Origin of the sequence: Terrabacter sp. Root181, from assembly GCF_001428505.1 — a bacterium.
GTDB lineage: Bacteria > Actinomycetota > Actinomycetes > Actinomycetales > Dermatophilaceae > Terrabacter.
In genome coordinates, this window is record NZ_LMHU01000005.1 from 207499 (window position 1) to 228899 (window position 21401).

Annotated in this window: 22 protein-coding genes; 10 read left to right on the top strand and 12 right to left on the bottom strand. The window is 72.5% G+C overall.

Translation table 11 applies throughout. The features are described from left to right. Positions 1-49 precede the first annotated feature (49 nt). The gene (locus tag ASD90_RS09860) at positions 50-1045 is read right to left on the bottom strand and encodes a helix-turn-helix transcriptional regulator (RefSeq protein ID WP_056755284.1); all 996 of its coding nucleotides are present in this window, start codon (positions 1043-1045) and stop codon (positions 50-52) included. A 58-nt stretch (positions 1046-1103) separates the two neighbouring features. Between ASD90_RS09860 and ASD90_RS09865 the strand changes: the two genes are divergently transcribed. Next, entirely contained in the window at positions 1104-2312 is a 1209-nt protein-coding gene (locus ASD90_RS09865; protein WP_056755287.1) for an MFS transporter, read from the top strand. On the opposite strand, the gene ASD90_RS09870 is transcribed toward ASD90_RS09865, so the two are convergent. The 6 genes from ASD90_RS09870 to ASD90_RS09890 form a co-directional block, all read right to left on the bottom strand. After that, positions 2251-2694: a cation transporting ATPase C-terminal domain-containing protein gene (locus ASD90_RS09870; protein ID WP_369793598.1), complete on the bottom strand. Its 444-nt coding sequence runs from the start codon at positions 2692-2694 to the stop codon at positions 2251-2253. The two genes, ASD90_RS09865 and ASD90_RS09870, sit on opposite strands and share 62 nt — an antisense overlap. After that, positions 2583-2984, bottom strand: coding sequence for a hypothetical protein (locus tag ASD90_RS23970; protein WP_056755292.1), 402 nt, complete (start codon positions 2982-2984; stop codon positions 2583-2585). The genes ASD90_RS09870 and ASD90_RS23970 overlap by 112 nt, the downstream gene beginning before the upstream one ends. Next, positions 2948-3373 carry a cation-transporting P-type ATPase gene (locus ASD90_RS23975; protein ID WP_056755295.1) on the bottom strand — a complete coding sequence of 142 codons (426 nt, stop codon included), beginning with the start codon at positions 3371-3373 and terminating at the stop codon, positions 2948-2950. Before ASD90_RS23975 ends, ASD90_RS23970 begins: the two co-directional genes overlap by 37 nt. A 10-nt stretch (positions 3374-3383) precedes the next feature. Further along, on the bottom strand, positions 3384-6323 hold the full coding sequence (locus ASD90_RS24625; protein ID WP_304437901.1) for a helix-turn-helix transcriptional regulator: 2940 nt from the start codon (positions 6321-6323) through the stop codon (positions 3384-3386). A gap of 68 nt (positions 6324-6391) precedes the next feature. Then, positions 6392-6550, bottom strand: coding sequence for a hypothetical protein (locus tag ASD90_RS23485; protein WP_157611086.1), 159 nt, complete (start codon positions 6548-6550; stop codon positions 6392-6394). Positions 6551-6674: 124 nt separating this feature from the next. Next, entirely contained in the window at positions 6675-7271 is a 597-nt protein-coding gene (locus ASD90_RS09890; protein ID WP_235506528.1) for a LysE/ArgO family amino acid transporter, read from the bottom strand. Between the two features lie 70 nt (positions 7272-7341). Here ASD90_RS09890 and ASD90_RS09895 point away from each other — a divergent pair, with 70 nt between their 5' ends. The 4 genes from ASD90_RS09895 (at position 7342) to ASD90_RS09910 (ending at position 11880) form a co-directional block, all read left to right on the top strand. After that, the gene (locus ASD90_RS09895; protein WP_056755298.1) at positions 7342-8274 is read left to right on the top strand and encodes a LysR family transcriptional regulator ArgP; all 933 of its coding nucleotides are present in this window, start codon (positions 7342-7344) and stop codon (positions 8272-8274) included. A 97-nt stretch (positions 8275-8371) separates the two neighbouring features. Then, on the top strand, positions 8372-9775 hold the full coding sequence (locus tag ASD90_RS09900; protein ID WP_056755301.1) for a chloride channel protein: 1404 nt from the start codon (positions 8372-8374) through the stop codon (positions 9773-9775). Next, on the top strand, positions 9772-10470 hold the full coding sequence (locus ASD90_RS09905) for a hypothetical protein (RefSeq protein ID WP_056755302.1): 699 nt from the start codon (positions 9772-9774) through the stop codon (positions 10468-10470). The genes ASD90_RS09900 and ASD90_RS09905 overlap by 4 nt, the downstream gene beginning before the upstream one ends. 33 nt (positions 10471-10503) lie before the next feature. Continuing rightward, positions 10504-11880: a glutamate decarboxylase gene (locus ASD90_RS09910; RefSeq protein WP_056755305.1), complete on the top strand. Its 1377-nt coding sequence runs from the start codon at positions 10504-10506 to the stop codon at positions 11878-11880. Positions 11881-11892: 12 nt separating this feature from the next. Here the strand turns inward: ASD90_RS09910 and ASD90_RS09915 are convergent, their stop codons facing one another. Beyond that, entirely contained in the window at positions 11893-12303 is a 411-nt protein-coding gene (locus tag ASD90_RS09915; RefSeq protein WP_200958593.1) for a rhodanese-like domain-containing protein, read from the bottom strand. Beyond that, positions 12300-12797 carry a cysteine dioxygenase family protein gene (locus ASD90_RS09920; protein WP_056755308.1) on the bottom strand — a complete coding sequence of 166 codons (498 nt, stop codon included), beginning with the start codon at positions 12795-12797 and terminating at the stop codon, positions 12300-12302. The genes ASD90_RS09915 and ASD90_RS09920 overlap by 4 nt, the downstream gene beginning before the upstream one ends. Positions 12798-13058: 261 nt before the next feature. On the opposite strand from ASD90_RS09920, the gene ASD90_RS09925 reads away from it, so the two are divergent. From ASD90_RS09925 to ASD90_RS09935, 3 genes are all read left to right on the top strand, one after another. After that, entirely contained in the window at positions 13059-13991 is a 933-nt protein-coding gene (locus tag ASD90_RS09925) for a DMT family transporter (protein WP_235506531.1), read from the top strand. Between the two features lie 124 nt (positions 13992-14115). Continuing rightward, a complete protein-coding gene (locus tag ASD90_RS09930) occupies positions 14116-15576 on the top strand; it encodes an HNH endonuclease signature motif containing protein (protein WP_082588618.1) in 1461 nt (486 codons plus the stop codon). A gap of 89 nt (positions 15577-15665) precedes the next feature. Further along, positions 15666-16511, top strand: a complete 846-nt coding sequence (locus ASD90_RS09935; RefSeq protein ID WP_056755313.1) for a PHP domain-containing protein — start codon at positions 15666-15668, stop codon at positions 16509-16511. A gap of 29 nt (positions 16512-16540) precedes the next feature. Here the strand turns inward: ASD90_RS09935 and ASD90_RS23490 are convergent, their stop codons facing one another. Beyond that, positions 16541-16702, bottom strand: coding sequence for a hypothetical protein (locus ASD90_RS23490; protein WP_157610650.1), 162 nt, complete (start codon positions 16700-16702; stop codon positions 16541-16543). Between the two features lie 91 nt (positions 16703-16793). On the opposite strand from ASD90_RS23490, the gene ASD90_RS09940 reads away from it, so the two are divergent. Together ASD90_RS09940 and ASD90_RS09945 are read left to right on the top strand one after the other, a co-directional pair. Further along, positions 16794-17756, top strand: coding sequence for a GlxA family transcriptional regulator (locus tag ASD90_RS09940; protein WP_056755318.1), 963 nt, complete (start codon positions 16794-16796; stop codon positions 17754-17756). Positions 17757-17883: 127 nt separating this feature from the next. After that, on the top strand, positions 17884-19158 hold the full coding sequence (locus ASD90_RS09945) for a lipase family protein (RefSeq protein ID WP_235506533.1): 1275 nt from the start codon (positions 17884-17886) through the stop codon (positions 19156-19158). Positions 19159-19242: 84 nt separating this feature from the next. On the opposite strand, the gene ASD90_RS09950 is transcribed toward ASD90_RS09945, so the two are convergent. Together ASD90_RS09950 and ASD90_RS09955 are read right to left on the bottom strand one after the other, a co-directional pair. Beyond that, a complete protein-coding gene (locus ASD90_RS09950) occupies positions 19243-20670 on the bottom strand; it encodes a tryptophan-rich sensory protein (RefSeq protein ID WP_056755320.1) in 1428 nt (475 codons plus the stop codon). A 4-nt stretch (positions 20671-20674) separates the two neighbouring features. After that, complete coding sequence (locus ASD90_RS09955; RefSeq protein ID WP_056755322.1) at positions 20675-21394, bottom strand: CPBP family intramembrane glutamic endopeptidase; 720 nt, start codon at positions 21392-21394, stop codon at positions 20675-20677. Positions 21395-21401 lie beyond the last annotated feature (7 nt).

A 21401-nucleotide genomic window follows, 5' to 3' on the forward strand; every position in this document is an offset into this window, starting at 1 on the left:
CTGAGCGTGTGTCGGTGGCGTGGACGCGGGCGCGTCCGCAGCGCCGACGCTAGGGGCGGGCGGCGTTGCGGTACATGGGGAGGACTCCCCGGCCGGACGCCACCAGGGCGTCGCCGAGGGAGGTGCGCCAGTAGAGCACCTCGCGTCCAGACCGTCGGCGCAGCACCGTGCCGGACGCGAGCAGCACCTTGAGGTGGTCGCCGACCGAGCCGAGCGGCATACCCGTGCGGGCGACGAGCGCGCTCGTGCTCGAGGGTCCGTCCAGGCTGCGCAGCAGCCGGGCGCGGGCGACACCGACGAGCCGCTCGAGCCCGTCGTCGGCCTGGCCGTCCACCTCGGCGAGCGCTCCGGTCACGGGGTAGTAGATGGCGTAGCGGCGTGGGAGGTCCCAGCCGACCCACGTCGCGGTCCCGTGCGCGGGCACGAAGTAGAGGTCGGCGTCGTCGTCGAGCACGCGTGAGGGCAGGTCGTAGCGGTTGATCCGCAGCTGCCCGTCGCCGAGCCACTCGCGGTCGCGGCCGAGGTCGCGCAGCACGGCTGCCCAGCCGTGGGTCGCGAGGCGAGCCGTGCGCGAGACGATGTCGGCGCGCAGGATGCGCTCCCGACGCGCCCAGTCGGTGGCGAGCGCGTGGGTCCACACCCACTCGAGCAGCTGGGCTGCGTGCTCGGCCGTGCCCGGTCGGCTCAGGCTGCGTGGCAGGGACGTCTCGGGGCTGCTCTCGCGCAGGTGAGCGCGAACTCGCTTGTCCCCCAAGGCTCGCACGTCGTCGACCTCGTCGGCGAAACTGCGGCCCGGACCGTCGGGCGGGAGTGCGAGCCAGTCGGAGATCCACCCCCGGCGCCAGCTGTGCTCGAGGACGGCCCGCCGCACCGGGTGCTCGTCGAGCATCGCCTCGAAGGACTCGCGGTGGGCTGCCGCGAAGGCCCGGCCCGCGGCGTCACTCGGACGCACGAGGTCGTTGAGGGCGGCGACCGTCTCGATGCGTGGGGACACGACGAAGCGGCTCCGCGCCAGCAGGTCGGCCGAGATCCGCCACGTTCCCATGTTTCGCCTCCGTCCGAAAGATTAGTGGGCGACGGCCCGAGCCGTCAGGGTGGAGCAAGTGAAGACCTACCGCCAGCTGTTCGCCATCCGTGAGTTCCGGGTCCTCTTCCTCGTCCAGTGCATCAACATCGGGTCGTATGCCGTCGCGTCCCTCGCGCTCGGCACCATCACCTTCGCCGCCACGGGGTCGCCGGTCCTCACGGCCCTCGCGATGTTCGGCGCGCCCCTCATGCGGATCGTCGGCCAGACCCTCTTCGGCTCCGGCTCCGACCTGGTCCGCCCGCGCACCGCGCTGCTGCTCGTCTTCACGACGACGATGGTCACCGACCTGCTCCAGGCGCTCCCCGGTCTCGCGTGGGGCTGGCGCTTCGCGCTGCTCGCCGTCGGCCCGCTCATCACCTCGGCCCTCGGCGGCAGCATGATGGCGCTCGTCTCCGACATCCTCCCGCCCGACGGCTTCATCCTCGGCCGGGCGACGATGAACATCGCGGTGGGCGGCATGCAGATCGTCGGCTACGGCATCGGTGGATTGCTCCTCATCACCTTCACGACGACCGAGCTCTTCCTCGGCTCGGCGGCGGCCCTCTTCGTCGCCGTGGTGCTGCTCCGCCTCGGCCTCTCCGACCACCCGCCGCGGCATGCAGGCGCGTCCCTCGTGCGCCGGACCCGCGAGGTGAACCGGGCGCTGCTCGGGTCGCGCGTCATCCGCCCGATCTACCTGACGTTGTGGGTCCCCAACGGCCTGATCGTCGGGTGCGAGGCGCTCTTCGTGCCGTTCGCGGGCGAGCGCGCGGGCTACCTCTTCGCCGTCACCGCCGCCGGCATGCTGCTCGGCGACGTCGTCGTCGGCCGCTTCCTCGCCGTCGCGGTCCGCGACCGCCTCATCGGCCCGTTGCGCCTGCTGCTCGCCGTGCCCTACCTCGCGTTCTTCGCCGTCCCGTCGCTGCCGTATGCCGCCGCGCTCGCCTTCGTGGCGTCGGTGGGCTACTCCGCGAGCCTGCCCCTGCAGGAGCGGCTGGTGACCCACACCGACGGTCAGGCTCGGGGGCAGGTCTTCGGGCTCCAGGGCACGGGCCTCATGGTCGGTCAGGCCCTCGGGGCGTTGCTCGGGGGTGCGGTGGCGAGCGCCCTGGGGATGGGACCGGTCGCCGCCGCGCACGCGATGGGGGTCATGGCGGTCGCCTCGGTGGTCGTCTCGCTCGCCCTCACACCGGGTCTGCGCCGGTCGCGGCCGGGGGCCGAGGTCCTCCAGGGCGCCGCCGCCTGAGGGGTCGCACCGGAGGGGCCGCCACGCTGAACCGCGCGGCGCGGCGCCGGACGAACCGGGTGCCGAGGTCGGTGGGAGCGCCGGTCGGCGGGGTCGCGGCGGCGCGGTAGAACCACCGCTTGCCGAGCTCGACGAGCACGAGGTGGCCGATGACCATGACGACGAGTGCGGCGAAGAAGCCGCCGGGAAGCGGGGCGAAGCCGAGGGGTGCCGCGAGCGGACTGGCCGGCAGCACCGCGCCGACGAGGACGACGCCGAGGGCGGCCAGCGTCAGCGGCAGGCTCGGGTGGCTCCGGAAGAAGGGGACCGTCCGCGTCCGGATGGCGAAGATGACAAGACTCTGGGTGGCGAGCGACTCGACGAACCAGCCGGATCGGGACAGCTGTGCGACCCGATGGCCACGACGACGCCCCGGCCGCTGCCGGCGTGGACGACCGTGCCCATGAGCGCGCAGCCGGAGAGCTCGGCGAGCGTGGCCGTCTCGGCCACGGGCTCGGTGGACTTCGGGACGGGCTGGGACTCCCCGGTCAGCACCGACTCGTCGCACTCGAGCCGGACGACCGAGACGAGGCGGATGTCGGCCGGCACGACCTCCCCGAGGCTGAGCTCGACCACGTGCCCCGGCACGAGCGTCGTCACGTCGACGCGGCCGAACGCCCCTCCGCGCAGCACGACGGCCTCGTGGGTGCCTGCGCGTGGAGCGAGGCGGCCGCCTTCTCGGCGCGGTACTCGTTGACGAACCCGAGCCCCACGGAGGCGATGACGATGATGCCGATGATGACGGCGTCCCCCTGCTCGCCGACGAAGGACGACGCCGTCGCGGCGACGAGCAGGCCGAGCAGGGGCGAGTTCAGCTGGTGCCACAGGACCGTGAGGACGCGCGCGTGGTGGGTCGCGATCGCGTTCGGGCCGAAGGCGATCCGTCGCTGCTCGACCTCGCCGGCCCCCAGCCCGAGTGACGGGTCCACGCCGAGCGACTCGAGCACGTCGGGTGCGGCCCGTCCCGCGGCGGCGCGGATCGACGCCGTCGCGCTGCTGGGTGCCAGCAGCCCGGAGGTCACCTCCCGGGGGTCAGGAGACGAGTCCGCGTCGTCGCGCGATGGCGGCCGCCTCGGTGCGGCCGGAGGCACCGAGCTTGGCGAGCAGGTTGGAGACGTGGACGCTCACGGTCTTGGTGCTGATGTAGAGCTGCTTGCCGATCTGGCCGTTGGTCAGGCCCTGCGCGAGCAGCGCCAGCACCTCGACCTCGCGCGGTGTGAGGTCGGGTGTGGCACCACCTGGGCGCACTGCGTCGAGCTCGGCGAGCAGCGGCTTGGCCTCGAGCCGGACCGCGACCTCCCGGGCCTGCTCGGCGACCGCGCGGTAGCCGGCGTCGTCGCCCGCCGCCCGCAGCGCCTCGGAGAGTCGCGCCCGTGAGCGGGCGGTCTCGAAGACGTGCCCGTAGCGCTCGAACGCCGCGACGCTCTCGCGCCACGCCTCGACGAGCTCGTCGACCGGCGGCGGGTCCTCGACCCCGGCGACCCGTTGCAGCCGGAGCACCTCGGCCTCGAGCCGGGCGGTCCAGGCCCAGGTCTCGCGGCTCGTGTCCTCGAGCGACTCGACCGCCGCACGCTCGAACTTCGGGCGGCTCGCCTTCTCGACCGCGGGACGCAGCTCGCTGATGAGCCGTGCGCGGTCGGCGAGCTCGTCGACGAGGGCGACGGCCCGAGCCCGCAGCGCGGGGTCGGCGCGCGGCACGAGCGCCGCGGCCTGCCCCGCCACGAGCGCGGCCAGCCGCACGACGGCGTGGTACTCGCCCCATGCCGCGTCGAGGAAGCGGACCGCCTCGTCGGTCAGGTCGAGCATCCCGGCGAGGTCGCCCGCCTCGCCGAGCACGTCGACCGCCGGCATCGTCGTCAGGACGACGCAGAGTCCGTCGACCGGCCACCACTCCCGCAGCGCGCCGATGAGGTCGGGGTCGACCGGCTCACCCCGACCGGCGTGCACGAGCAGGGCGGCAGCGGTGAAGATCGTGCGCCCCGGCTGCGGTGCCGGGCGGCCCGCGAGGTCGAGGCGCCGGGTCGCGCCGTCCCAGTCGCCGAGCTCGTATGCCGTGAGCCCGCCGAGGAGGCGGCACTCCTGTCCCCACGGTGCCCACTCGCGGTGCATCCGCCGCGCGACGTCGGCGCCGCGGTCGTAGAGCGCGAGCGACCCGGGCAGGTCACCGCGCCGGTGCGCGAGCGAGGCCAGCTGGTGCAGGGCGCGCAGCAGGAGGGGGTCGTCGGGGTCGATGTCGGCCACGACCGACCGCAGGTGCGTCTCGACCGAGTCGAGGTCCTCCTGCGCCTCGAGGACGCGGGCCATGATCGTGCGCACCTCGGCGAGCGCGCCGCCCATGCCGAGCCGCTCCGCGAGCAGCGACACCTCGTTGCCGACCACGGCGGCCTCGACGAACGAGCCGTGGTCGACGAGCGCCTGCACGCGGGCGACGAGCACGCGAACCCGGCGCTCGTCGGCCTCCTCACCGATCAGCGACAGGGCCTCGTCGGTCAGCGCGACGGAGTCGATCGGCAGGTCGAGGACGCGCGACCGGATGACGAGCGCCCCGAGCAGGTCGGCGCGCGCACCCGGCTCCTGGGCCGTGCCCGGGTGGTCGAGGCGGTCGCGGAGGAGGTCCATGGCCCGGATCGGCTCGCCGGCGACCATCGCCGCGCGCGAGGCCCGGAGGGTCACCTCGTCGCGCTCGGGGTCGTCCTCGTCGATCCAGGAGAGGGCTCGCTCGAGGAGGAGCAGCGCCTCCTGCGGGCCGCCGACGGCCATGGCCGACTCGGCCGCCGCCCGGCTCGCCCGGACCGCCGTCGGCAGGTCACCCACCGCGGCGGCGTGGCGGGCGAGCTCGGACGCGGGGGCGAGCTCGGGGCGCTCGGCCAGCACGGCGGCATACGCCCGGTGGAGCCGGAGGCGCTCACCCGGGAGGAGGCTGTCGGCGACGGCCTCGCCGAGAAGGGCGTGGCGGAAGGTGTAGGCCGGCGGCCACCTGGCCTCGAGCACGTGGTGCTCGACGGCTGCGGCGAGCGCCGCCTCGAGCGTCTCGTCGGGGAGGGCGACGACCCGCGAGAGGAGGTCGTGGCCGATGAACTGGCCGCCCTTGAGGGCGATCGCCCTGAGCACGTGCTGCGCGGTGTCGTCGAGCTGCTCGACGCGGGCTCGGAGCACCCGGCTCAGGCCGCCGGTCAGGGCCTGCCCTGCGGCGGCGCTCGCGACGAGCTCTTCGGCGAAGAACGGGTTGCCCGCGGACCGGCGGGCGATCTCGGCGTTCGTCTCGTCGTCGGTGGGGGCTCCCTCGATGCCGGAGACGAGCTCTCGGACGGCGTCGTCGGGGAGCGGGGCGAGCTCGACGTGCTCGAGCCCCGCGATGCGCGCCCACACGGCGAGCGTCTCGTGGAGGGGGTGGCGGCGATAGAGGTCGTCGGAGCGGTAGGTCACGACGAGCCCGACCGCGTGGGCGAAGCCGCGGGTGAGCAGGAGGGTGATGAGGTCACGCGAGGAGTGGTCGGCCCAGTGGACGTCCTCGACGACGACGAGCGACGGCTGCGCGTCGCCGAGCGTCGACAGCAGGGCGTGGACGGCCTCGGCGACCTGGCCGGGGTCGGTGGCCCGACCGGCGCGCTCCAGGTCGTGGGCCTCGGCGCGCCCCGGGAGCAGGTGGCCGAGGCTGGGGTGCGTGTCGAGCACGCGCTCGACGACCTCGGGGTGGCCCGCGTCGATGGCGCCGACGAGCTCGACGAACGGGAGGTAGGCGAGGCTGCTGCCGGCCTGGCCGACGCAGTGGCCGACCGCGGTGAACCAGTCGGCCGCGGTGGCGTCGGCGACGAGCTGGCCGACGATCCGCGACTTGCCGATGCCGGCGTCGCCCGACAGCACGACGACGCCACCGGGCTGGCCACCCGGGGTCGGGCGCAGTCCGATGGCGTCGGCGAGGTGGGACAGGTCGGTGTCCCGCCCGATGAGGGGGCCGGTGCTGAGCGGCATACGCGGAATCATCGCGTACTCCGCCGACAGCAGCGGGACGGTTGGCGACACGGGTCGCGTCGCCGTTGTCACCGCGTGCGGCCCGGGTTGTTCTCCTCTCGGGAGATCCGCGCCAGGGTGCGGCGCATGATCTCGAGCGACGAGTCGCGGCGGACGCGACGACGCTGCGGGTAGCGGGACTCGATCTCGACCTGGACGGTGCGGAAGTCGATGTACTGGGTGATCATGGTCTTTCCTCTGCTCGTGCCGTTTCTGGACTCCTCCAGACTCGGCCGCTGAGGTAGACCCCCACATCGGACGACCTCCCTATCCCTGCCGTCCTCCTACCTCAGGATCCGATGCCGGACTACCTCAGCCGAGGAGGAGGGTGACGGCGATGGTGAACATGACGACGGCGATCACGACGTCGAGGACGCGCCACGTGGCGGGACGCGCGAAGAGGGGCGCGAGCAGGCGCGCGCCGTAGCCGAGCGACGTGAACCACGCGACGCTGGCCACGGCGGCCCCGGCGGCGAACCACCACCGTCCGTCGGGGCCGTGCTGGTTGGCGAGCGACCCGACGAGCAGCACGGTGTCGAGGTAGACGTGCGGGTTGAGCCAGGTCAGCGCGAGCACGGTCGCGAGCACCCCGCTCCGCGACCGCTGGGTGCCGCCGACCTCCAGACCTCTGGGGTGGCGCGCCTTGCGCAGGCACAGCACGCCGTAGCCGACGAGGTATGCCGCCCCGACCCATCGCACGACGGTCAGCAGTCCCGGGTGGGCCGTGACGAGACCGCCGACGCCGAGCACCCCGGCGGCGACGAGCACCGCGTCGCTCAGCGCGCAGACGGCGACGACGAGCCCGACGTGGTGGCGCGCGAGACCGGTGCGGAGCACATAGGCGTTCTGCGCGCCGATGGCCACGATGAGCGAGGCCATGGTCAGGAAGCCGGGCAGGAAGGAGGTCACGCCCTCGACGGTAGGCCGATGGGAGACTTCAGTGAAGCGACAGTTCCTACAGCATCATTAGCATGGCTTCATGAGGCTCCAGCCCGAGCACCTCGCGACCCTGCTCGCCATCGTTGACACGGGGACCTTCGACGCCGCCGCTCGTCGGCTGCACGTGACGCCCTCCGCCGTGAGCCAGCGGGTCAAGGCGCTCGAGGCGGAGCTCGGCCAGGTCGTCGTCGTGCGCACCACCCCGTGCCGACCCACGTCGGCCGGGGAGGCCCTCGTCCGGCTCGCGCGGCAGCAGAGCCTGCTCGAGTCGGAGGCGCTCGCGTCTCTCGCCACCGACGGCCGGCCCCGCATCGACCTGCCGATCGTCGTCAACGCTGACTCGATGTCGACGTGGTTATGCGCCGTGCTGGCGGAGGCGGCCGCCTGGGACGACGTCGTGCTGCGGCTGCGGGTCGAGGACCAGGACCACTCGGCCCGGCTGCTGCGTTCGGGTGAGGTGCTCGGCGCCGTGACCTCCGACCCGACGCCGGTGCAGGGCTGCTCGACCGAGCCACTCGTGAGGATGCGCTACCTGCCCGCCGCGACACCTCGGCTCCTCGAGCGGCATCGTGGCGGACGCGGGATCGACTGGGCTGCAATGCCACTCGTGCGATTCAACGAGAAGGACGACATCCAGCAGCGCATCCTCGACCGGCACGGCGTCACCGGTGCGCCGCCGACGCACGAGGTGCCCGACGGTGGCGGCTTCGTGGCGGCGGTCCGATCCGGGCTCGGCTGGGGCGCGCTCCTCACGACGCAGCTGGCACCTCTGCTCGACTCCGGCGAGCTCGTGCGCCTCGGCGCGCGTGACCACGTCGACGTCCAGCTCTACTGGCAGCGGTGGCGGCTGCCGTCGGCTCAGCTCGAGCGGCTGAGCGACACGGTGCGGCGCGAGGCGGCGCGTGCCGGCATCCTTCCGGATCGCGGCAGCGCGCGGTTGCGCCGGCAGCCCGGCCCGCGCGGTCCTGGCTGATCATCGGCGCCGGGCCTGGAGCCGGGCTATGTTGGGCGGGACGGACGTCCCGCACGTCCCGCCCGAGCGCGGGACCCCGCGCGAGGAGGCAGACCGAGTGACTGACGCGGCCGTGCCACCCGGCTCCCCGACGGACGTCGATCCGGCGAGCATCGTCCGATCCAGGGCCTATCTGTCCGCCCTGCTGCTCGCGGCGCTGCTCGGTGTCCCGATCTCGGCCGTCGCCTACGGCTTCCTGGCGCTGACAGGGGCGCTCCAGGCGTACCTCTTCGACGACCTTCCGTCGGGCCTCTTCGAGGGTGGCACCCCGGCCTGGTGGCCGCTGCCCTGGCTGATGCTCAGCGGACTGCTGGTGTCCCTGACGATCCGCCATCTGCCGGGCACGGCGGGTCACTCACCGGCGCTCGGCTTCACGACCGGATCCGGCCCGGCCGCGAGCCGTGACCTCCCTGGCATCGTGCTCGCGGCGCTGGCCACGCTCAGCCTCGGCGCGGTGCTCGGCCCGGAGGCGCCGCTCATCGCGATCGGCGGTGGGTTGGCGGCCCTCGCGGTGCGACTGGCGAAGAAGGATGCCCCACCGATGGCGGTCACGGTCATGGCGTCGGCCGGCAGCTTCGCCGCCGTGAGCACGTTGCTCGGCTCACCCCTCCTGGGTGCCTTCCTCATCATGGAGGCGGCCGGCATCGCCGGGGCGACCCTCAGCCTGGTCGCCCTGCCCGGCCTTCTCGCGTCCGGCATCGGAGCCCTGGTGTTCGTGGGGCTGGACGTCTGGACGGGGCTCGGCACCTTCTCGTTCGCGCTGACGACCGTGCCTCCGGCGGTCACGCCCACGCTCGCGTCTCTGCTGTGGGCGGGGCCGGTCGGCATCCTCGGGGCCCTGCTCGGCTGGGCCATCCGACGGCTCGGGCTGACCGTGCGGCCCCTCGTGCACCGCAACCGGGTGCCGGTGACCGTGGGCCTGGGCCTGCTCATCGGCCTCTGTGCCACCGCCTACCAGGTCACCACCGGACACGAGTTCAGCCAGGTGCTGTTCTCCGGGCAGGACGCCCTGCCCGAGCTCGTCGCGAATGCCGGGGGCTACTCGCTGGGCGTGCTCCTGCTGCTCGGGCTGTTCAAGGCGCTTGCCTACGGTCTGTCGCTCAGCGCCTTCCGCGGTGGCCCCGTGTTCCCGTCGATGTTCCTCGGGGCCGTGCTGGGCATCGTCCTGAGCGGCCTGCCCGGCATGGACCTGGCCCCCGCCATCGGCATGGGTATCGGCGCGATGTGCTGTGCCATGCTCCGGCTGCCCCTCACCTCCGTGCTCCTCGCGACCGTGCTGATGGGCACCGACGGACTCACCATCACGCCCCAGGTGGTCGTCGCGGTGGTCGTGGCGTTCGTCGTCACCGCAGTGCTGCCGGCGTCGGGGGCACCAGAGGCAGGGGTGTCGGCGCGACCAGCGGCCCCGGACGCCGGCTCCGGACGAGCCACCGACCCGTCGACGGGGGCGAGCCGAGGATGAGGGTGCGACCAGCACGCCTGAACGCGGCGATCGCCGGGCTCTTCATGGCCGGCTCGGCGTGTTTCGTGCTGGGCTCCGTGCCTGCCTATCTGAATGCCGTCGGGGGATGGGTCGATGGCGTCACCTATGTCGTCGGCTCGGTCTTCTTCACCAGCGCCTCGTACTGCCAGCTCGTGCAGTCGCAGAGCCCCTCGACGACCGCCGTCGACGAGGTCACCCAGCACCAGCCCGTCCGGGTGCGTCTGTGGGGCTGGCTGCCGCACGACCGCAACTGGCTCGCCGCGGTCGTCCAGTTCCCCGGCACGCTGTTCTTCAACATCAGCACCATCGCCGCCCTGGCCCACAATGCGACAGCGGCCGAGTCCGACCGCTACGTGTGGCGCCCGGACCTCTACGGGTCGGTGCTCTTCCTCGTGTCGAGCGCCTGCGCCGTGCTCGCGGTCTCGGACCGGTTCCTCAGCCTCCAGCCCCAGTCGTTCCCGTGGCGGATCGCCTGGCTCAACATGCTCGGCTCCGTGCTCTTCATGGCCTCGGCGCTCGCCAGCTTCGTCGTGCCGAGCACCGACGCGCTGCTGGGCGCGCATGTCGCCGTTGCCGGGACCTTCTGGGGCGCCGCCTGCTTCCTCGTCGGCGCGGCACTCATGCTCCCGGCCTGGCGTCGTGCCGTCGCCATCGCCACGGCCGCGAGTCCCTAGACCACGCCCCTGTCCAACCGAAGGAGAACGCGCATGTCCACACCGTCCGAGATCAACGCCATCGCAGCCCTCTACGGCAACCGGTTCGCGACCGAGGAGGTGCCCAGCCGCGAGTTCCCGGCCACGGGGATGAGTGCAGTGGACGCGATGCGCCTCGTCGCCGAGGACCTCGCCCTCGAAGGAGATCCGGGGCGCAACCTCGCGACTTTCGTCACCACGTGGATGGAGCCCGAGGCGCAGCAGATCATCGCGGAGAACCTGCACCGCAACTTCATCGACCACGCCGAGTACCCGCGCACGGCCGAGATCGAGCAGCGCTGCATCCGGATGCTCGCCGATCTGTTCCACGCGCCGGGAGAGACCACCGGGGCACGCACCCAGGGCTCGTCCGAGGCGATCATGCTGGGCGGCCTTTCGCTCAAGTGGAACTGGCGCACCCGTCGCCAGGCGGAGGGAGGCTCCACCGAGAGCCCGAACCTGGTCTTCGGAGGCGACGTCCACGTCGTCTGGGAGAAGTTCTGCCGCTACTTCGACGTCGAGCCGCGGATCGTGCCGCTCCAGCCCGGGAAGTACACGATCGGTCCGGAGGACGTCGCGCCGCACGTGGACGAGAACACGATCGGAGTCGCCGCCGTACTCGGCACGACCTTCACCGGCCACAAGGACGACGTCGTCGGCATCAACGATCTCCTCGTGCAGATCAAGCAGGAGCGTGGCCTCGACGTGCCGCTGCACATCGACGGGGCCAGCGGTGGCTTCGTGTGGCCGTTCCTCTACCCGGACTCACGATGGGACTTCCGGCTCGAGCAGGTGCGGTCGATCAACGTCTCGGGACACAAGTTCGGCCTGGTCTATCCGGGCATCGGCTGGCTGATCTTCCGGGAGGTCGCCGACCTGGCACCGGATCTGGTCTTCAAGGAGAACTACCTCGGCAAGACCGACTCGACCTTCACCCTGAACTTCTCGACGGGGTCGGCGATGGTGCTGGCGCAGTACTACAACCTCGTGCGCTACGGCCGTGAGGGCTACACCTACATCATGCGCAACATGCAGGCGAACGCCCGGATGCTCGGCGACCAGCTCGAGGCGATGGGGCGTTTCGAGCTGATCGGCCGGCACGAGGAGCAGCTCCCGCTCGTCGCCTTCCTCCTGTCCGGCGAACACGAGTACGACGAGTTCGACATCGCCTGGCAGCTGTCTGCCGAGCGCGGCTGGATGGTGCCCGCCTACACGCTGCCGCCCGACGCCCAGGACATCACGATCATGCGTGCCCTGGTCAAGGAGACGATGAGTCGCGAGCACGTCGACACCCTGGCCCGTGACATCGAGGACGCCTGCACGACGCTTGCGGCCAAGGGTGGGGCACACGAGTCGGAGCGAGCCAAGATGGTCATCGGTTCGGGCCACTGACCGGCAGCTGCGTCATCGACCGCCCGCGGCGCCGGCCCGCGCCGCGGAGGCCTGCCACGCCCGCCACGCGGCATACCCCCCGATGACGTCGGTGGCGCGGTGGATGCCGAGGTCCTGGAGGGCGGCGGCTGCGAGACTGGACGTGTAGCCCTCCTGGCAGAGCACGATCACCTCGAGGTCGTGGCTGGCGATCGGCAGCGACGCGTCGCTCGCGGGATCGAACCGCCACTCGAGGACGTTGCGCTCGATGACGACCGCGAAGGGGAGCTCGCCCTCGGCCTCGCGCTGCGCCGCGGGTCGGATGTCGACGATGACCGCTCCTCGCTCGCGCGCGGCATCGGCCTCGGCCGGGGTCACGCGCGTGAGGCGGGCACGGGCCTCGGCGAGGATCTCGTCGATCGTGCGGGGGCGTGGCGGGCTCACCAGTCGATCCCGACCTCGGCCTGCTCCTCGACCTCGAGCACTCCGTCGACGGCCCGGTAGTTCGTCATGGAGGTCAGCTTGGGCCCGTACACGTGCAGGCTGACGGCCGGGTCGGACCCGGCGTTCGTCACCCGGTGCAGGTGGCGGGTGCCGAACGTCCGCTGGTCGCCGGGCGTGAGCCTGACTCCCGGGCCGGTCACCCGTCGGACGTCGTCGAGGGCGGCTGCCGAGCGGTAGCCGGCGACCTCCTCGGTCAGGACGCCCTGGAGCACGACGAACGACCCGGCGCTGCCACCGTGGTCGTGCCACGGCGTCCCCTGACCGGGCAGCCAGGTGAGCAGCCAGGCCTCGTGGTCGTGGTCGGCGAGGAGCCGTGCGTAGAAGCGGCTGATGGGGTCGAAGTCGACGAGCCCCTGCCACAGGGTGCGTTGACGGGCGAGTCGACGGGCGGTGTCGGCGAGGTCGACGGAGATGCGCTGGGCGCCGCGGGACATGGTCGTGCCTTTCGGGATGGGGGGAGTGGGCGGGGCGCTCGGGAGCGGGTGCGGCGGCGGGCTCTCGGCCTCAGCGCGCGGCTCGGCTCCCGAGCGGGCGACAGCAGGCCCGCATCTCTATATAACCAATCCTTGCCATAAGAGAAACGTTAACTTATGTATGCGTCGGGCTGCAAGGTGCCCACGGTCTGGCGGGATGTCGCCGACTCCTGACCGGAAAGCAGGCGGCGCGCTGTCGGTGCCGACGCCTACGGTCTGGGGGTGACCGTGGACTCCCGCACCGCATCCGAGGCCCCGACCGGCAGTCGCCGCGCGAGGTGGCTCGTGCTCGGCGCCGTGGCCGTGACCCTCCTGCTCTGGGCCTCGGCGTTCGTCGCGATCCGGCACCTCGGCCGCGACGTCCCGCCGGGCGCGCTCTCACTGGGGCGCCTCCTCGTCGCGTCGGTCGCGCTCGGGGTGCTCGTCTTCCGCCGACCGCGCACGTGGCCGGCCGCGCGCGACTGGCCACTGCTCCTGCTCTGCGGAGTCGGCTGGTTCGGCATCTACAACCTCGCCCTCAACGAGGCCGAGCGGCGCATCGACGCCGGCACGTCTGCTCTCATCGTGCAGATCGGACCGATCATCGTGGCACTGCTCGCCACCGTCTTCCTCGGCGAGAGGATGTCCCGCTGGCTGCTCATCGGCATGGCCGTCGGCTTCGCCGGCGTCGTCGTCATCGCGCGCGGGTTCTCCTCAGGGGACTCCGGCGACATGGTTGGCGTCTGGCTCGCCGTCCTCGCCGCGGTGACGTATGCCGTGGGGGTCCTCGCGCAGAAGCCCCTCCTCGGGCGGCTGCCGGGCCCGGAGGTCACGTGGCTCGCCTGCATCATCGGCGCGGTCGTCTGCCTGCCGTGGACCGGCGAGCTCGTCACGGTGGTCCGCGACAGCGATGCCAGCACCCTGTGGTGGATCGCCTACCTCGGGATCTTCCCGACCGCCATCGCCTTCTCGACGTGGGCCTACGTCCTGGCGCGCAGCGATGCCGGCACGCTGACCCTGACCACCTTCCTCGTGCCCTTCATCGCGACGCTCATCGCCTGGGCGCTGCTCTCCGAGGTGCCCCCACCCCTGACCTTCGTCGGTGGCGCCCTGTGCATCGCGGGCGTCCTGCTGACGCGACGCAAGCCTCGGTCCACGCCCGTCGTCGACGGCTGAGGTCGTCGAATCAGGCTGCGCTGCAAGTGGATCGGGCGACATCGGGCTGTGGGTAGCCCTTCCCAAAGTGTCGAACATGTGTTCTAATTGAGGAGTCGGCGACCCGAGTGGGAGGAGTGAGTTCGTGCCTTTCCTCGACACCGGGCGTCCGGCGCCTGACGCGACTGCCGGTGGCAGCACCCTCAATCCCCGAGTGGTCTGGCTCCTCGGTCAGGCGAAGGCCCGCGCCGAGCGTGCGCAGGCGTCCAGCACGACGGTCTCGCTGGACGACGAAGCCGACGCGGTGCTGTCGCAGATCGAGCGTCTCGAGGTCCGGAAGGCTCTTCTCGAGGGCCGGATCGTCGACGCGTACGCTGCGCTGCACTCGATCGAAGAGCAGGCGCTCGCGCGGCTGACGACGAGCTCGCCGGTCCCGATCACGTCCGAGCAGGTCGCCGTCCAGGAGATCACCTGTGCGACCGGCGTGGGTGCGACGGAGGTCGCCCGCCGACTCGAGCTCGCCCTGGCGCCGCGCCGGCATCGGGTGCTGCGCGAGCGGTTGCGGTCCGGGGCCGTCAGCCTCCAGCGGGCGCTGCGGATCGTCGTCGAGACGCGGGCTCTGGACGACGATGTCGTCCCCGACCTCGAGGCCACGGTGCTCGCTCCGGCGCCCGATGGCTCGGTGGCCTCGCAGCGACTCTTCGCGACGCGGTTGCAGCGATGCGTCCGCTCGGCGGACTCCCGTGCGGCGGAGGAGCGCCGCCGCTCGTCGGCCGTCCGTCGCACCGCCTACGGCCGCATCGTCGAGGACGGCATGGGGACGTTCACCGTCGTCGCGCCGGCCGAGCGCGTCGTCGGCGTGCTCGACCGGGTCGATGCCCTGGCCCGGGCGGCGCGCGCCGCCGGCGACGACCGCAGCCTCGACCAGCTGCGCAGCGACCTGCTCTGCGACCTCGCCCTCTTCGGAGTCGTCCCCTCCGGCGGCGACCTTGGCGTCGGGGACGGGCCCACGTGCTCGGGCGTGCTGTCCGACGCCGCGCCCGCCACCGTCCGCATCGTCGTGCCCTTCGAGGTCGCGGTCGGTCTGTCCGACGCCGCGTGCGAGCTGCCGGGCCACGGGTGGGTCACTGCCGCCCATGCCCGCCAGATCATGACCGCTCCGGGCTCCGTGTGGCAGCGCCTCGCGGTCGACGTCGACACCGGCCGCACCCTCGAGCTCTCCACCGATTGCTACACCCCGACCCGCGAGATGGTCGAGCACGTCAGGGCGGTCGACGGCGTCTGCCGCGGGCCCGGCTGCCAGGTCACCGCCGACCGTTGCGACGTCGACCACCTCGTGCCCTGGCCGGTGGGGGCGACGCACATCTCAAACGTCGACTCCCTGAGTCGGGGCTGCCACAACGGCAAGACGGCCCGGGTCTGGCAGGTCCGGCGGGTCGATGACGACGGCATCTCGTGGACCTCGCCCGCAGGCCGGGACTACATCACCTACCCGAAGGACTGGCGTGAGGCACTCCGCGACCCCGGCTCGGGACCACCCCACCGCCGCCCCGCACCACGTACGGGCCCGGCGCCTCGTCCACGTGACGATCCACCACCCTTCTGACGCCTCTCCGTCCCTCTACGTGCCTGTGTTGCGACAGGTGGGACGCCGGTGACCCGCACCGGGCTCGCCGGGTGCCCTAGCGTGGCGTGATGTCGCTTCCCGCGGACAGCCACGTGCACACCGAGTGGTCCTGGGACGCTGCGCGCGGGTCGATGGACCGCACCTGCGCGCGGGCGCTCGAGCTGGGTCTGCCCGCGGTCGCCTTCACCGAGCACGTCGACCACACCGTCTGGTCCCTCGACCGGTCGCACGTCGAGGCGGGTGCGCACCTGCTGTCGTTCACGTCGTCGGACGGCCTGGTCACGCCGCCGCCCTTCGATGCCGCGGGCTACCTCGAGGCGGTCGCCGACTGTCGGGAGCGCTACCCGGCCCTGCGCATCCTCAGCGGGCTCGAGCTCGGCGAACCGCACCTGCATGCCGCGGCGGTCGCCCGGGTGCTCGCGGCCGGCACCTTCGACCGGGTCCTCGGCTCGCTGCACTGCCTGTCCGACGGGGACGGCTGGACCGAGCCCGGCGAGCTCTTCGGGCGCAGACCCGCGGCGGAGATCGTCCGGACCTACCTGCGCGACGTCGCGACCATGGTGGCGGCGGACGACACCTTCGAGGTCCTCGCCCACATCGACTACCCCGTCCGCTCCTGGGACGAGGCGACGGACGGCCCCTTCGAGCCGGCTGACTTCGAGGTCGAGTTCCGCCACGTGCTCGCGGCCGTGGCGGACGCCGGCAAGGCCCTCGAGATCAACACGGTGCTGCCGCTGCACCCGACGGTCGTCCGCTGGTGGCACGAGGCCGGCGGTGATGCGGTCACCTTCGGCAGTGACGCGCACGAGCCGGCGGAGCTGGCCCGCCGCTTCCGCGAGGCCTCGGACCTGGCCGAGGCCGGCGGGTTTCGCGCCGGCGCCGACCTGCACGCCCTCTGGCGACGCGTCGGCTGAGACCGGGTGCCGATGTGCCGCAGTCGAACTCAGCGGATGACGGGCACGTCGTGCAGCACGCGCTCGATGTCGCGGTCGACCTCGGCGTCTGCACCGAAGGGGGCCCGGGGCAGTGAGAACGTGCGACGGTGGTGCGGCTCGAGGGCCGCGACGATGGCGATGATCATGAGGATGAAGAAGATGATGTCCATGGCAGAAAGTCTGCGCTCATCAGGATCCCGCCACGAGTGGCAGAACTGTCGTTGATCGACAAGATCCTGCCAAACGTGCCATGCTGGCCGGATGCTGCGCACCATCGCCGTCATCGCCCAGGAGCCCGTGGCCATGTTCGAGCTCGGCGTCCTCTGCGAGGTCTTCGGCATCGACCGCACCGACGACGGCGTCCCGGCGTTCGACTTCCGGGTCTGCTCGTCGCGTCCCGGCGAGGTGCTGCGCACGACGAGCGGCATGAGCATCGTCGCGCCCTTCCCGCTCGAGGCGGCCCGCGGCGCCGACCTCGTCGCGATCCCGGGCGGGGCGGTCGACGGCCCCTACGACCCCGAGGTCCTCGACATCCTGCGCGAGACCGCGGACGGGGGCGGGCGCGTCCTGTCCGTGTGCTCGGGCGCCTTCCAGCTCGCGGCCGCCGGCCTGCTCGACGGTCGTGAGTGCACGACCCACTGGAGGTATGCCGCCCGGCTGGCCGACGAGCACCCGCGCGCCTGCGTGGACCTCGACGTCCTCTATGTCGAGGACGGTCCGGTCCTGACGAGTGCCGGCACGGCAGCAGGCATCGACGCGTGCCTCCACATCGTGCGCACCGAGCTCGGCTCCGAGGTGGCGACCCGCATCGCGCGGCGCATGGTGGTCCCGCCGCACCGCTCCGGCGGTCAGCGCCAGTTCGTCGAGACCCCACTCCCGTCCGAGCCGTGCGAGGGCCTCCAGGACGTCATGGAGTGGGTGGCCGAGCGCCTCGACGAGGAGCACTCGATCCCGTCGCTCGCCAGGCGGGCGGCCATGTCCGAGCGCACCTTCGCGCGCCGCTTCACCGCCGAGGTCGGCACGACCCCGCACAAGTGGCTCACGAGCCAGCGGGTACTCCGGGCCCGCCACCTGCTCGAGTCGACGGACCTCGACGTCGAGCGGATCGCGCGCGAGAGCGGCTTCGCCACTGCTGCGGTGTTGCGCCACCACTTCCAGCGGGAGATCGGCATCCCGCCCGTCGCCTACCGCCGCGCCTTCACGAAGCAGCCGGCCTCGGCCTGACCACGCGAGCGTCGTATCACGGACTATCGACGCGACGCTAGACGACCGCAGACGACGACAGAACGCCGCGGAGCCCCGCGCCGTCTCGGCGCGACATGCATGGTTACCGCCAGTAGGTTACTGGTGAGTGGACGCCACCGACGTCGTCCCGCCGCCTGAGGAGCACGCCGCCATGCCTCGTTCGACGCTTCGCCTGTCCCGCACCCGCCGTGTCGTCGGTGTCGTCGTGCTCGCCGTCGCCGCCGCGCTCATGTCCCCGGTCACCACGGCCCGGGCTGCAGGCTTCTACGACCCGCCGAACCCCGTCACGGCGTCCCCCGGCGCGGTGCTCAAGGCGGAGCCGATGACGTTCTACGTCGACCCGCTCGGGGCCGTGCCCTCGACCGCGCGCGCCACCCGCGTCATGTACGCCACGCGCGACCGCAGAGGCGCCCCGATCGCCGTCACGGGCACCGTCCTCGTGCCCCCGGTCCCGTGGGTCGGTGCGGGCCAGCGTCCGGTCATCGGCTACGCCGCCGGCACCCAGGGCATGGGTGACCAGTGCGCCCCGAGCCGTCAGCTCGCCGCCGGGTCGGAGTACGAAGGCGCCTTCATCTCCGGTCTGCTGACCCGCGGCTATGCCGTGGCGATGACCGACTACCAGGGCCTCGGCACGCCAGGCACCCACACCTACATGGTCCGCGAGGCCCAGGCGCACGCCGTCCTCGACATGGTCCGTGCCACCCAGCGACTCCCCGGCACCGGCCTGCCGACGAACGGCCCGGTCATGCTCGCCGGCTACAGCCAGGGTGGTGGTGCCACGGCAGCCGCCGTCGAGCTGGCGCCGAGCTACGCGCCCGAGCTCCGGCTCGAGGGTGCCGTCGCCGGCGCCGTGCCCGCCGAGCTCGGGGCCGTCGCCGACCATGTCGACGGCAGCCTCTACTCGGCCTTCGCGCTCTATGCCGTCGCCGGCCAGTCCGCCGCCTACGGGGTCGACCTCGACAGCTTCCTCAACGCCCGGGGCACCTCGGTCATCGCAGCCGTCAAGGGCGAGTGTGTCGCCGAGTCGATCGCGCTGCACGCGTTCATCCGCTCGAGCGACCTGACCAGGGACGGCCGCTCCCTCACCGAGCTCGCCGCGTCGGAGCCGTTCCGTTCGATCATCGCCGACCAGCGCATCGGGCGGCTCAAGCCCGCCGTCCCGGTGCTCGTCACGCACTCGGTCCTCGACGACGTCATCCCGTACGCCGTCGGGCGCGGTCTCGCGCGCGACTGGTGCGACCGCGGCGCGAATGTCGCCTTCTCGGCCAACATCACCCCGACCCACGTCGGCGGGGCCGTGCCGTCGTTCGCCAAGCAGTATGCCTTCCTCGAGGCGCGCGTCTCCGGGCTCCCGCAGGTCTCCGACTGCTGGTGGCTCTGACCGGTCAGGTTGCCGGCAGCAAGCACCAGGGTCTCCCTGGTCCGCCGTGCGGTCGACCGCGCCACGCCATCGCCGATGTCCGCGTCAGCGGTTGCGGCGGGCGATCGCGGTCGAGAGCGCGGTCGCGAACCCGCACCACACGGCATACGGCGACAGGGCGATCCCGGCGCCCTTGCTGACGGTGCCGGCGCGCCGGGCGAGGTCGGCCGAGCTCGCGGTGAGCAGCGCGGCCTCGGCGGCGGCGACCCACGGCTTGCGCACGCGCCAGAAGACCACGCTCCACGCCGTGTTGAGGGCCAGGTTGGTGCCGAAGGCCTTGAGGTAGGCGTTGCGACCCTCGGTGTCACCGGCCTTGTCGTACGCGTTGAGCGCCGTCGCCGAGGTCGCCGCGATGTCGGCGTAGAGCGCGGTCCACACGACGGGGAAGGCGAGCGTCGGCGGCTGCCAGTCGGGCAGGTCGAGCGAGCGGTACCACGCCGAGTCCGGTTGCGTCGCAAGGGAACCCACGACCGCGCTCGCAACCGTCGCGGCACTCGTCAGGGCGAGGTTGCGCATCGCGGTGTCGGGCTGGGCCGTGCGCATGGCCGAGCGGACGGCGGTGTCGAAGTCGGTGAAGCCGCCGGGCACGTCCACGTGCTCGAGCAGGTCGTTCTCCTTGGCGACGACCTCGTGGACGAGGCTGCCGACGAGCGGTTTGGCCAAGCCCGCCGAGATGGGGGTGACGAGGCCGACCCAGTGGCTCGCGAGACGCGGGGTCAGCACGGGCACGGTCACGACGACCGGTCGGCGCCGTCCCGTCGCGTCGGAGAAGCGCGCGATCATCTCGCGGTAGGTCAGGACCTCGGGACCGCCGATGTCGAAGGTGCGGTTGACCTCCGGCGGCAGGCTCCCGGCGCCGACGAGCAGCGTCACGACGTCGTCGATGGCGATCGGCTGGATCTTGTTGTCGAGCCACTTCGGCGCGACCATCGCCGGCAGCCGGGTCGTGAGGTAGCGCAGCATGTCGAACGACGCCGAGCCGTCACCGAGCACGACGGCAGCCTGGAGCACCGCGGTCGGCACGCCCGAGCCGAGCAGGATGCGGCCGACCTCGACGCGTGAGGCGAGGTGCGGCGAGAGGACCTCGTCGTCGGGGTGCAGGCCGCCGAGGTAGACGATGCGCGAGACCCCGGCCTCCTTGGCCGCCTCCGCGAAGTGCGTCGCCGCCTCGCGGTCGCGCTCCTGGAAGTCGGGCTGGTCGTCCATCGAGTGCACGAGGTACCACGCCGCGTCGACGCCCTCGAGCGCTCGGCGCATGTCGTCGGCGGACCCGACGTCGCCCTCGGCGACCTCGACCCGGTCGACCCACGGCTTGTCGTCCATCGAGCCCCGGCGTCGGGTGAGCACCCGCACGGTCCAGCCCCCGTCGAGCAGTCGCGGGACCACCTGTCCGCCGACGTAGCCGGAGGCACCGGTCACGAGGGCCCGGCGCGCGGTGGTGTCGGGGGTGGTGTCGTTCGGGGTGGCAGTCATGGGGTCACCTGGTCAGCTCGAGGGCGGGTGGGAGGAGGAGGAGCATCCCGGTCGACCACACGACGTGCGTGATGATCGGCCCGAGGAAGCCCCCGGTGACGCGGCGCTGCAGGGCCGTCACGAGGCCGATGACGGCGGCTGCCAGGACGAGCAGCGGGATGCCGCTGCCCACGGTGGTCAGGGCGTAGAGCACGGTCGTCAGGGTCACCTGGTGGCGCGGGAGGGCGGCGTAGAGCGCGCCGCGGAAGTAGAGCTCCTCGACGACGCCGTTGACGAAGGTGATGGCGAGGACGGCCGCGAACGCCCCGAACCGCGCATGGTCGAGCAGCTGGTCGACCGGCTCGCGCAGCACCGGGATGCGTGCCACGACCAGCGCGCCGACGAGGAAGAGGAGGAGCAGGAGCACGCCGAGCACGAGGGACTGCACGATCGGCCGCGCCCTCTCACCCCGGCGCGTGTGACCCATGCCGGCGTGCAGGGGACCCGACAGCAGGGCACCGACGAGCCACACTCCCGCGAGGGTGAGCGTCGCGACGTAGAAGAGCGGGTCGCCCGGCGTGATCCGCAGCGCCCAGGCCAGCACCACGGTCCCGACGACGAAGGTGAGCGCCACGACGACCTGACGGCGCCGGAAGACGTCGTCGGGATCGCGGTGGTCGCGGTCGACCTTCTCGATGAGCGCGGCGTTGACGAACGCACGCAGCTCGGTCACGGGGCCCCGCATCTCGCCT